The 12310-nt window shown below is 45.7% G+C and carries 12 protein-coding genes; 8 read left to right on the forward strand and 4 right to left on the reverse strand.

The features are described from left to right. Positions 1–70 precede the first annotated feature (70 nt). Complete coding sequence (gene fabA / locus AB8599_RS07300) at positions 71–589, reverse strand: bifunctional 3-hydroxydecanoyl-ACP dehydratase/trans-2-decenoyl-ACP isomerase (RefSeq protein WP_407333195.1); 519 nt, start codon at positions 587–589, stop codon at positions 71–73. Positions 590–652: 63 nt separating this feature from the next. Next, on the reverse strand, positions 653–2326 hold the full coding sequence (locus AB8599_RS07305) for an AAA family ATPase (protein WP_407333081.1): 1674 nt from the start codon (positions 2324–2326) through the stop codon (positions 653–655). Between the two features lie 249 nt (positions 2327–2575). On the opposite strand from AB8599_RS07305, the gene matP reads away from it, so the two are divergent. From matP to AB8599_RS07345, 8 genes are all read left to right on the forward strand, one after another. Next, entirely contained in the window at positions 2576–3025 is a 450-nt protein-coding gene (gene matP, locus AB8599_RS07310) for a macrodomain Ter protein MatP (RefSeq protein WP_407333082.1), read from the forward strand. Between the two features lie 9 nt (positions 3026–3034). After that, positions 3035–3325, forward strand: a complete 291-nt coding sequence (locus AB8599_RS07315) for a DUF3634 family protein (protein WP_407333083.1) — start codon at positions 3035–3037, stop codon at positions 3323–3325. After that, positions 3325–3729 carry a PPC domain-containing DNA-binding protein gene (locus AB8599_RS07320; protein WP_407333084.1) on the forward strand — a complete coding sequence of 135 codons (405 nt, stop codon included), beginning with the start codon at positions 3325–3327 and terminating at the stop codon, positions 3727–3729. The genes AB8599_RS07315 and AB8599_RS07320 overlap by 1 nt, the downstream gene beginning before the upstream one ends. Positions 3730–4112: 383 nt before the next feature. Beyond that, positions 4113–6260, forward strand: a complete 2148-nt coding sequence (locus AB8599_RS07325) for a marine proteobacterial sortase target protein (RefSeq protein ID WP_407333085.1) — start codon at positions 4113–4115, stop codon at positions 6258–6260. Beyond that, positions 6257–6937: a class GN sortase gene (locus tag AB8599_RS07330; RefSeq protein WP_407333086.1), complete on the forward strand. Its 681-nt coding sequence runs from the start codon at positions 6257–6259 to the stop codon at positions 6935–6937. Before AB8599_RS07325 ends, AB8599_RS07330 begins: the two co-directional genes overlap by 4 nt. Before the next feature lie 301 nt (positions 6938–7238). Further along, complete coding sequence (locus AB8599_RS07335; protein ID WP_407333087.1) at positions 7239–7772, forward strand: phosphotransferase-like protein; 534 nt, start codon at positions 7239–7241, stop codon at positions 7770–7772. A gap of 109 nt (positions 7773–7881) precedes the next feature. Beyond that, positions 7882–8343 carry a GNAT family N-acetyltransferase gene (locus tag AB8599_RS07340; protein ID WP_407333088.1) on the forward strand — a complete coding sequence of 154 codons (462 nt, stop codon included), beginning with the start codon at positions 7882–7884 and terminating at the stop codon, positions 8341–8343. 979 nt (positions 8344–9322) lie between these two features. Then, entirely contained in the window at positions 9323–10300 is a 978-nt protein-coding gene (locus tag AB8599_RS07345) for an FUSC family protein (protein ID WP_407333089.1), read from the forward strand. On the opposite strand, the gene AB8599_RS07350 is transcribed toward AB8599_RS07345, so the two are convergent. Next, positions 10297–11208, reverse strand: coding sequence for an inositol monophosphatase family protein (locus AB8599_RS07350; RefSeq protein ID WP_407333090.1), 912 nt, complete (start codon positions 11206–11208; stop codon positions 10297–10299). The two genes, AB8599_RS07345 and AB8599_RS07350, sit on opposite strands and share 4 nt — an antisense overlap. Before the next feature lie 39 nt (positions 11209–11247). Next, on the reverse strand, positions 11248–12300 hold the full coding sequence (locus AB8599_RS07355; protein WP_407333091.1) for a class 1 fructose-bisphosphatase: 1053 nt from the start codon (positions 12298–12300) through the stop codon (positions 11248–11250). Between the last annotated feature and the right edge of the window lie 10 nt (positions 12301–12310).

The following is a 12310-nucleotide window of genomic DNA, read 5'->3' on the forward strand; positions in this document are numbered from 1 at the left end:
GATTGGGCATAGGGAGGATTCGCAAAAAAAACCGCCACAGGGGCGGTTTCAATCAAACATTGGCGTGCGATTAGAATGAAGAGGTGTCTTGGAACAAACCTACTTTCAAATCTTTCGCAGCGTAGATTTCTTTGCCATCAACTAATACACGACCATCTGCAACGCCCATCACCAATTTGCGGTTAATAACGCGTTTCATTTGAATTTCGTAGGTTACTTTTTTCGCAGTAGGTAGGATCTGGCCAGTGAACTTCACTTCACCCACACCTAGAGCGCGTCCTTTACCTTCGCCGCCCATCCAACCCAAAAAGAATCCAACGAGCTGCCACATGGCATCCAGTCCAAGACAACCTGGCATCACTGGGTCACCTGGGAAGTGACAATCGAAAAACCAAAGGTCAGGAGTAATGTCGAGTTCTGCAACGATAAAACCTTTACCAAAATCACCACCTTCATCAGTGATGTTTGCAATGCGATCCATCATCAGCATATTTGGTGCTGGTAGCTGAGGACGACCTGGGCCGAAAAGCTCGCCTTGGCTTGAGGCGATTAAGTCATTGCGATCATAGGAATTACGTTTCATTAGTATTTTACTGCTCCTGCGAAAAGATACTGGGATTTTAGCGTACACGTGTAAGCTAAACAACTCTGATCAGTGTCTATTCATCCAGTTTTTAAGCTTATTTATTAGTGATGTGTGACGATGCTCACCATGATGGAACAAAGCGATACGAAGTGCGATTTTATCTAGCAACGTTTCGGTTTCCTCATCGTCTTCCTCGCCACTAAATGGCACGCCAGTGATCAGCGGGAATGCTTCTTCCACGTTTTCAACCGCCCAGATATGGAATTTACCTTCGCGAATGGCTTCCGTGACGTCTTTGCTTAGACATAGCGCATTAAGGTTGGTCATCGGCAAAATCACACCTTGCGAGCCAGACAAGCCGCGGTGCTCACAGATATGATAGAAGCCTTCGATTTTCTCATTGATGCCGCCAACAGCCTGTACGCGACCGAATTGGTCAACAGCACCAGTGATGGCAATACTCTGGTTGATAGGTTGTTGAGATAGGGCGCTCACAAAGGCGCATAGCTCAGCCAGCGAAGCACTGTCACCGTCTACTTCACAGTAAGACTGTTCGAAAACGATCGATGCAGAGTACGGCAAGGGCTCATCCAAATCGAGCGCAGCACTGACGAATGCTTGCATGATCATCATGCCTTTGGCGTGAATGTTACCGCCAAGCTCTGCTTTACGTTCTACGTCAGCAATGTCGCCGTCACCGAAGTGCACTACACAAGAAATACGTGCTGGTTCGCCGTATGCCATCGGGTGTCCGGGCATTTCGATCACTGTCAGGCCATTAACCTGCCCAATGTGCTCACCTTCAGTATCAATAAATACTTGACCCTTGTGAATGTCATCTACGGCACGAAGAGGGAGATAAGACTCACGGAAGTATTTGGCTGAAATTGCCGCGTCTAGATCTGCGTCAGTAATCACATCAGTATCAGATTGATAATCCGCTTCGCGCAGAATGGTTTGAATCCACAGCGGGCAAAGCGGCATACGTTCTTGGTCTTCAGCATAACGCGCACCGGCCTGCATGAAGCGTTTAATCGCACCAGTGGTGAGGTTTTTCACACCAAATTGCTGTTGAAACCCTTTGATTACAGCAAGGTAGATTTCGATGTTTTCTTCTGAAATATGAATATCTTGTTCGTATTCACAATAGCTACTGATGCCATGAAGTTCAGGCTCGCCGGATTCAAAATCAGACATCAGGCTACGGTCGCCAATCACAATCACGCTAACAGAAACGTTTTCAGGCGCGGGCAAATCGCAATACGTGTTGGGTTTCGCACTTTTCCAGTTCAGAGTGTTGGTTGAAATGACGCTTTTTAAGCGATTCCAAATATTGGCCTGGTTAATAATGCTGGTCAGCGAAATAACAAGGACACCACCATTGGCTTTGTGCAGTAACCCTTCCACTTTTCGTGACGTTGTCACATCATCCTTGTTAGGATAAACTGCGCCAAACAGCTGAGTTTCATCAAAATTCTCAGCAAGAACAACAGGGATGTCTGGTTTGGGAAGGTGGTTAATCACCATCTTCTTCATCAGCGTAAAGTAGTCGTGAACATCGGGTGCAGTGACGAGCAACAGGCGAGGGAAGTAGGACTCATGGACAAGCCGTTGAATACTGTCTTTCAGTCGAGGTTGGAGAGCACTCGGCGCAATAGCGTCTAGCGAAGGGTAATTTTCGATGTGCTGCTCTACGTGAGTAAACTGAGGAACAACGGATTGCCAGGTAACTTCTTGCATACGTCTGGGTTTCTGCCTTTGGGGTATTTAGATGGAAGCATTATAAATGAATAACACCCCGCAAAGTAGCGAAGATAAGCGCTTGTGATGATTCGAAAAAATAAATGGATATTCAGACTCACTTTGTGAGCCAAGCAACGAAAATATCAATAAGATATAGCAAGTAAGTTTGATTAAAATTTAATCTGCTGTTACGCTGTCACTGTATTTGATATCACTTTCAGCTCTCACAACATAAAAACTAATAATATGAAATATCAACAACTTGAAAATCTCGAAGCCGGATGGAAATGGAGTTATCTGGTCAAGAAGCACAAGGAAGGCCTCAATGTATCTCGCTACGTCGATACCAGCGAAATTGATGCAGCGGTAAAATCCCTTCTTGCGCTTGAACACGAACCTACTCGCGTGATCGAGTGGATTGATGAACATATGTCCCCTGAGCTTGATGTCAAGCTCAAGCAAGCCATTCGTGCCAAGCGAAAACGTCACTTCAACGCGGAGCAAGAACACACGCGCAAGAAGTCTATTGACCTCGACTTTCGTGTGTGGGAAAAATTGTCTTTAAAGGCGCAAGAACTGGATGCGACATTGTCCGATACGATCGAGTACCTGCTCAGTGAGGCTAACCGTTCGCAGAATGCCAACAAAAAAGTTGATGCGCTTAAAAAAGATCTGAGTAGTTTGTTAGATATGTAAGGTGAATTCATGGAGTACTTTCTGGCGGGGAGTTTTATCGCGCTGTTTGTGTTTATCGCCATTGACCGTCCAATCCTTCTCATCAAATTTAAAGATGGTGAGATCGTAAAGACAAAAGGTAAAATCCCTCAGGGTTTTTTGCACGATTGCTCTGAAATTACCAAGCGCAACCCGCTTAACGGAACGGTGAAGGTTTATCGTAATCGATTTAAGCCAGCCAAATTGGTGATGTCCAAAAGCATCGACCCAAAAGCGCAGCAACGCATTCGCAACGTCTTTCCTTTTAAGTCCTTCAAATAATGCATGCCGTCACACCTGTAGCCTTTCGTTTAACGCGAGGGGCTGACCTCAAGCTGTCGATTTTCAACGCCGTCAAACATCACAAACTTCCAGCAGGGTGTGTGGCCTCCGTAGTAGGCTGTTTGTCGCACCTTGTGATCAGAACAGCGGACGGAAAATCGACGCTAAATATTCACGATGATGTTGAAATCGTCTCAGTATCAGGCACGCTCACACCCGATCATGTTCATTTGCATATCGCCGTTGCAAACAAGCAAGGTGATATGATTGGCGGCCATCTGATGGAAGGAAGTATTGTCAGCCACACTGCTGAAGTTTGCTTACTGTCATTTCCGCAGATGGCATTCACGCGAGAGTTTGATGAAGAGACAGGGTACACAGAGCTGGTTGTCAGCGAGAAGTAGAAATTAAAGCAGAACAAAGGCTTATTAATAACATTGAGCATAAATATGCTCACTGGTTAGAAATTTCTCGGGGAAAGACAAGTGAAAGTGAATGAAACATCACAATAAGTGACTAGCTGGATGGATTTGTAACCAAGTAATCCATTGCTTTCAATGCATTAGAATCCATCCAACAACTCATTCATCCGGAAATACAATTGTTTCGAATCTCAACTTATCGTGAGTAAAAGCCCTATATTTACATCCTTTAACGCACTATAACTTAAAGTGTTTAGCTTGCCATAATATTGCCACATTTGTTCTTTATTCATCCTCAATTTCTGCCCGAAACTGACAGATTCTCTTGATGTAATAAGCCAATCAAACAGACAAAGGACGTGGCAATGCTAACCCTGACATTCATTCGAACTCGCTTTCAAGGGCCAATATCTGATTGGCTGCTCACTGCATTACTTATTTTGCTTGTGCCAACTTTGGCTTTCGCTACTGAAGAAGAAGGAGGCTTATACATTCAGTCGACCAACAATGAATCCGCGATGTGGTCTGCTGCGCCTCAGTTATCAACCGATGCCAGCATGGTCATTAGTGGGCTGATAAATCGCGTGACGGTTCAGCAGGCGTTTTCCAATCCAACGGAAGACTGGGTAAATGCGCGATACCTTTTTCCGTTGCCACAAAATGCCGCAGTCGATCGGTTAAGAATTCGCGTTGGAGAGCGTGTTATTGAAGGCGAGATACAAGAAAAGCAAAAAGCGCGTCAAACGTTTGATCGAGCGGCAGCCGATGGAAAGAAAGCGTCATTGATTGAACAACACCGCTCAAACCTGTTTTCAACGCAGGTAGCCAACATCGCGCCGAACGAAACCATTATTGTCGAAATCGAATATCAAGAATCGCTCCACTATGAAGATGGAGAGTTCAGCCTACGTTTTCCAACCACTTTTACGCAGCGTTATATTCCAGGCTTGCCAATGTCTTCACCCACGGAAGAAACAATGAGGAATACCGATGAAGTATCAGTTGATGACGCCAGTGAAATAGCGAAGCCTGCACCGTCAGCGTTGGCACAATTACAAAATGGCTGGGCAGTCGCAACGGCACGCGTTCCTGATGCCAATGAAATCACTCCAGAAAATAGAGACCCGTTACTCGATGATTCTATAACGTTTAATCTCGATATCGATCTCAATATGGGGCTGCCTGTCGAGTTTATCGAAAGTGCCACTGGCACCATCAACGTTGAAGAAGTCACGGCAAATCGCTATGCCGTTACACTGAGTGAAATGGCGGTTGCAGATCGTGATTTCGAACTGTCATGGCGTCCGCTCGCGGGGTCTGAGCCTGTCGCTGCCATGTTTGTTCAACACGATGACAAAGAAAAATACGGCCTGCTAATGGCGATGCCGCCACAGTCTAAAACGACGAATCACATTCCACAAAACATCACCTTCGTGTTAGATACCTCTGGTTCTATGTATGGTGATGCCATGGAACAAGCCAAAGAATCGGTGATCTATGCCCTGAGCCGCTTAGACGCTGACGACTATTTCAATCTGATTGTATTTAACGACAAAGCCAAACGTTTGTCAGCCGATGCGCTACCCGCGACAAGTGACAACATCCAAAACGTAATTCGCGGCGTGCGACGTTTGCAAGCAGATGGCGGCACGGAAATGGTTGATGCCATCACGTTGGCTTACGATTCTGCCTCACTAGAAGGCTTCCTCAATCAAGTCGTGTTTATTACCGACGGGGCGATTGGCAACGAAGACGAACTCTATCGACTGATCGACCAAGGGCGAGGAGACCGACGCTTATTTACGGTCGGCATTGGCTCTGCCCCTAACAGTGCGTTTATGCAGCGCGCGGCTGTCAGTGGCAAAGGGACGTTTACGCACGTCAGCAGTTTGAGTGAGGTTAACGCCGTGATGAAGCCACTGTTTGATAAGCTATCAAGCCCCATCATGAAAGATATCAACGTGAAATGGCAAAACGGAAAGCTCCTTGATGCTTGGCCTTCGCCGATTTCCGATCTTTACCAAAGCCAACCGCTAACCTTGGCGTTTGTTATCCCCGACGATGCCGAGAAACTTACGTTAACGGGTCAACTGAATGATGAGAAATGGACGTATGAGATCAGTCTTGCTGATATCAACGCCGGAAAGGCCAATGGCATTGACGTGCTTTGGGCGCGTAACCAAATAGAAAGCATCTCGCTCAATCAATCTCTGACAGATGAAGTGAAAAAATCACGCATCACGCAACTGGGATTAGATCATCACATCGTCACCCAACACACTAGCCTTGTTGCCGTTGATAAAACCCCAATTCGACCAATGAGCGAGACGGTGAAGCCTCATCAAATCGCTCCGCATCAGCCTAAAAATTCTCAGCCATTGCTACAAAGTGGATTGGGAAGCACGGGTCTATTGCTACTCGGTTTGTGCATGATATTACTTAGTGTTATTGCATGGCCAATGATGGGAAATAGAAAGCTTCACATTTTCAGCGAGGAAGGGCGTGCATCATGAACCCACAAATATTGAAGAAGGGTATTCGCCGCTTTTTGCCACAAACACCGGCTCAGTGTTTACTGATAGCTGCCATTTTATGTGGAGTGACGCTGATGGCCAATGGACTCTATATCAAAGCCAAAGCGCAGTTTGCGCAATTGCTTATCAGCCATGCGTGGGAGCAACAAAAACTCACTGGCAATAACCACAAGCCTTGGCCATGGGCTGATACATATCCGATAGCGAGGTTGTCATTACAAGATCAAACGTCCAGTTGGGTGCTTTCTGGTGCGAATGCGCGAAACCTCGCGTTTGGACCGACGTTACAAACACACACTGCTGCACCAGGTAGAAAAGGGAACGTGGTGGTATTCGGCCATAACGACACCCATTTCTCGGGGCTGTCCTCGATAGCTCTAGGGGACGAACTCAACCTAGAAACGCGTGCTGGAACTAAGGTTTTCTATCAAGTGACGGATGTGGCTATCGTGCATGAATCGGAAACAGAATGGGCAGACAATACGCCAGATGATCGCATCACACTGATCACATGTTATCCGTTTGATTCATTAACATTTAACGGGCCAATGCGGTATATTGTCGTCGCCAAGCCGATTCAACCCGAAATCGACTTAGATGATTTCTCCCCAACGGAATTCTATACCCGTCATCACACTAATAAGTTGTGGCTTTAAAAACAACACGTATAATGCACTATAACTTAGATCTTAAAGGTAAATAATCCTACTTAAGATGCTGAAACCATGACAGATTATCAAATGACTTAATTTTGATAATTCTGGTAATTTAAGCCTATTAAACATACGGTTAGCGAGAGTAATAGATGAGAGGCATCTCTAGAAACGGATGACTCACTAATGAAACACCATGTATATGGATCGCATTTTTCAGGTCTATATCGCAGTATTTCTTTCAAAAGGGCGGCTATAGGCAAATCATATATTCAACAAAAAACATAATAAAAGAGTCTATTCTATGCGCCCAAATCTTATTGTTCTCGACGGTCCATCAGGGGCTGGAAAAACAACGCTCTCAAAAGCACTGCAACAAACATTGCTGCCTGATAATTGGTTGTACTTCTCAATCGATACTTTGCTTTATGCCATGCCGCCGTCTGTATTGGCGCGCTGCAATCAGGAGAATGATTGGCCATCTGTCGATATCAACGCTTTAATGACAGGCGCTTTTGCTTGTGTTGATGCTTTACTGAAAACAGGCAACAAGGTCATTTTCGATGCCGTGATCTCCACACCAACACGCGCGCTGCAAATGGATTTGGCCTTTGATCAGCACGAACGTTTTTACGTTGGTGTGAATTGCGAACTGGCCGAACTCGAACGCCGCACTCGTCAGCGTGAAGATCGCACATTGGAAGAAGTGAGGCACGGTTTTGCCACATCACCATTTCATCTTCAATACGATCTTGAAATCGACAGTACTTCGACGTCTGTGAAAGAACTAGCAACCATTGTTGCTGCCACTATGTATGAGCAAAAACACGACGTGTAATCGATGGCTTTCATTTTATCGCCTTGGTTTTGAATCTGGGCATTCCAACAGAGCGTCTCTTTTTATAACCAACATACTTTGTTAATGAGAAATACCTGGTTGGAAAACGATGACTTTTATTTATCACTCAGACAGACCTGAATTTCTGCCGCTTGTCGCCAAGTGGTACTTCAATGAATGGGGCGTAATCTCAAACGCGTCACTTGAAGATTTCACGAACAAGCTCAGTGACTACCTCAACACCGATAAAATCCCACTACTTGTTCTCGTCATGGACGGAGAAATTGCTGTCGGTGCAGCGCATTTGCGCTTCCATGAAATGAGTATCTATCCAGACAAAGAGCATTGGATAGGGGGCGTATATGTTGATCAAGCTTATCGCGGAAAACACATCGCATCTGCACTCGTCACTAAGATAGAAGAAATCGCATTAACGCATGGCGTTCAACATCTGCACCTACAAACCGAGCAACTCGACGGCGGCCTATACGCGAAATTAGGTTGGCAGGAGATCGAACAAGTTGAAAGTCGAGGAGTGAATGTGTCGGTTCGGGTTAAGTCGTTAACTTGACAGGATAAACAAGAGTGTTACCGTGTCACTTTTTAGAGGTAATTTTACCTCAATGAATCTAGAGAATCGATGAACCACACATAGCCGGCTTTTATTAGTCAATTTATCATGCGTCGGTATCCACGGTGCAGCTTTCATTCGTTGGCCGCTGCGGAGCGCTTCAATTGGTGCAGGCGGTTCTCACGAGCTTGCGTTCCGTAAATTCATTCGTGCTTTGAAGGTTACGATATGGGTTGCGCCATATCGGATCTTCATCAGTGCACTTATCAAAAATCTATTTGATTTGATAAACAGTTAATACTGTTAGCAATGGTTCAGAGAATAGTGAGTTCCAAGCGCGAGCCAGTGAAACCAGTGAAACCAGTGAAACCAGTTTACGAAAACTATCAATCGGTGAACACCAAAGAACATGACAACAAAGTTAGAACCAAAATCGCGATCAGCAAAAACAAAAAAGAAACTGCAACAAAACAACACCAACAAAGATGATACAGGCAAGGTTTAAGATCGCTGAAAGAATGAGCAATAGATCAGATCCAGGCCAAACCGTACTATATTATCTACCACACCACACTTCGCATTATGTATATTATGTTAAATAAGATATGCGTGAGATTGAAATGTTGTCCTCTCATGCCACCAAGTCCTCTCTTTTCTCATTAGATTCAGTCTATTGAACGTAATTGTCTATTTACCATAAAGTATATAATTACTAGCGTATTAAGAAGTTCATCTGGAAACTGGTTCCAACTGACTTCTTCATCGCCTAACAATTATAAGTAACAAGCAGCCAATATACCTGTTGGCTGCTTAGCTTTGGATTTCCTTCCTGTTTGGCCAACGATGTCGCCGGTGATTTCTACCGTCATCTTGAAAAGCATGCTGTATGCTTGATAGTGAAACACGTTCGACCAATCGTTTTTTCCGACGCTTTCTATACTCTTATCACTCCGTTCATCAGCCCAGAATTCGATTCGATATGTTTCCCTATGAGCGTGCCAGAGGCTTACTTTTTTCATTGGGCATGAGTTTGCCGATTTTATATGGCGCTCTCGCTCAAGATGATGTGCGAGCAGCCTTTATGACATTGGGCGCGCTTTTGGCGTTGCTGCTTGACCCTCGCAGCCAAGCGCTTAAACAGATCGCCGCTATCGTGACCGGCGTGCTCGCCGTTATTATTTCAGCCGCTTTGGGTTTGACTCTAGTTGGCCATCATCAGCTTGCGATTGCAGCACTTTTGATCTTTGGCTTCCTAGCCGGTCAACCCAAGCCCGAACATGCCTATTGGGGATTGCTCGGAAAATATCTCGCAACGGCATTGTTGTTAGCCCAGTTGGGGTTTCCGGCATCACCATCCATTGGCGTCGCGTATTTTTCTGGTGCCTTGTTAGCGTTAGTGCTCATTCTCTTGCAAGGCTGGCTGTATAAAACGGATGAAATTGCGCATTCACCCAACAATGAATTTTTCCAAATCATTAAGGGTGATACTAATGGGCCTTTGTACGGACTCACTTTGCCTCTAACAATATTGGCGGCGACCATAAGCGCTGATTGGCTGCATGTAACCCAACCGGGCTGGGTTGGCTTAACCATATTGTTCGTTATGCACATTAATGATCGGCTTTCATGGCACCATCTGTGGGATCGAATCGTGGGCACCCTTTTGGGTATTGTCATTGCTTACATTGCTGTTCGCTATATTGACCAAATCGGTTTGGCCATCGTCGTCGCGCTTTTTGCTTTTTGGATCCCTTACAGCCTTCGTAAAAGCTATTTACTCTTTAGTCTAGCCATTACGGTGACAGTCATGGTGGCAATTAACTTTGCCTTATTGCCCAAAGGTGATTTACAGCTAATGAGCTGGCGCTTTTTCGATACGGTCATTGGGTGTTTTTGGGTGGCGGTCGCGCTCATCATTACGCATGGCCTCCATGCGAGAAAAGCAAAACTCGATTAGTCTGTGTCCATGTTTAGGCACAACTCTCCTCGCCCCTTCAGCCATTCGAGCCATTGCTGGTAACCATCCGTTGTTGACGCTGCGATAACACTTCGCGGCAACAAGCTGCTTTCAAAAACAGCGTGACCATCAAAACTTGATGAACAACCGCCCGCTTCTCTTAATAGCAATTCGCCGGCGGCATAATCCCAAAGCATCTGGCTACCATGCAAATAGATCTGGCATCGGTTTGCGGCAATCCAGCACCAATCCAGCGCACTTGCGCCAAAACTTCGTTGTGACCGATACGGCGGATCTGTTGCCAGTTTTGATGCCAAATGACGAGGTAACCGTTTGAAATCTATTAAAGCGGTAGCAGTTTTTAAGGTATTGCTGTGCTTAACAGAATGCACAAAACTTTGCCCATTGATATGTGCGCCGCTGCCTTTAAATGCAAAAAACGATTCATCTCGGTTTGGGTCATGAACCAAACTCATCACCACTTGGCCTTCAAAGACTAAGGCCAATGATGTACAAAAGTAAGGTATACCTGCTGCAAAATTTCCCGTTCCATCTATCGGGTCCAACACCCATGCCGCATTGTCCAAGTGCGAAAAGACGGAGGCATGTTGTAATGCGGTTTGCTCCTCACCCAACACGGGAATATTGGGCCAATATGTTTCCAGCGTCTCGACCAATCGCTGCTGCATTTGTTTGTCTGCAAGCGTGACGAGCGAACCATCCACTTTTTGTGAAATCGCCTGGTGGTCATGGTTCAAAGCAAACTTGGGTAAAACGATGTCGTTGGCAGCTTGGCTGACCATGTCTCTCAATATCAGCCAAGCTGTGCCTATTGGCATGTTGAGTCGCTGCTCAACGTGATGTTTAATGAGTACAGCATTTTTCTGACGTTTCGTTCGGCAGCTCATTGCACCTCCATAACCTTACAATAACCAACAATATTTCAGTCAGTTAGCCAATTGTTTGTACGGTGGATTGCCTTCAAGTTCTTCGTCCATTTCAATGTGATATCGATGGATCCGCTCTACTTCTTCTTTTGCACCGAGCATGACGGGAATACGTTGATGAAGCTTATCTGGGCAAACGCCCATTACTCTTTCACGACCCGTTGATGAAGCACCGCCCGCTTGTTCAATGATAAAGCTCATCGGATTGGCTTCGTACAATAGGCGCAATCTTCCCTCGGTCACGTTCTCTCTATTGTCTCTCGGGTACATGAAAATCCCGCCGCGCATAAGAATGCGGTGAACTTCTGCCACCATAGATGCCACCCATCGCGTATTAAAATCTCGCCCTCGCGGACCATCAGTTCCTGCAACCACTTCATCAATGTAACGTTTGACCGCCGGTTCCCAATGGCGTTGATTAGACATATTGATCGCAAATTCACTGGTTGATGCTGGGATCTTCAGTTTTGGGTGCGTCAAAATGAACTCGCCGATGTCTTGATCGAGCGTGAATCCGTTAACGCCTTGGCCTGTCGTGAGCACCAAATTTGTTGCGGGGCCATAAAGCACATACCCTGCGCAGACTTGGCGAACGCCAGGTTGCAAAAAATGCTCTTCACGTGGTGCTGAAATGTTTTCCGGACAACGTAAAATCGAAAAGATGGTGCCAATCGACACATTGACCTCTGTGTTTGATGAGCCGTCAAGCGGATCAAAAACCAACAAGTATTTTCCTGTTGGATATTTCGAGGGGATGGGATATACCTCTTCCATCTCTTCCGATGCCATACCTGCAAGATGCCCAGACCATTCAAGTGCGCGCAACATGATGTCGTTAGAGATAATATCGAGTTTCTTTTGCGTTTCTCCCTGAACGTTTTCGGTTTCTGCGCTGCCAAGTACATTAATCAATTGGCCGCGATTCACATCATCTGAAATCTCTTTGCACGCGGTGACAATGGCACTGAGCAACAAGGTAAACTCCCCTGTTGATTCTGGAATTCGGCGCTGCTCTTCGATAATAAAGCGTGTAAATGTCATGCCCTTTCTCATGCTGAACTCC

The organism is Enterovibrio litoreus, assembly GCF_045679545.1.
GTDB lineage: Bacteria > Pseudomonadota > Gammaproteobacteria > Enterobacterales > Vibrionaceae > Enterovibrio.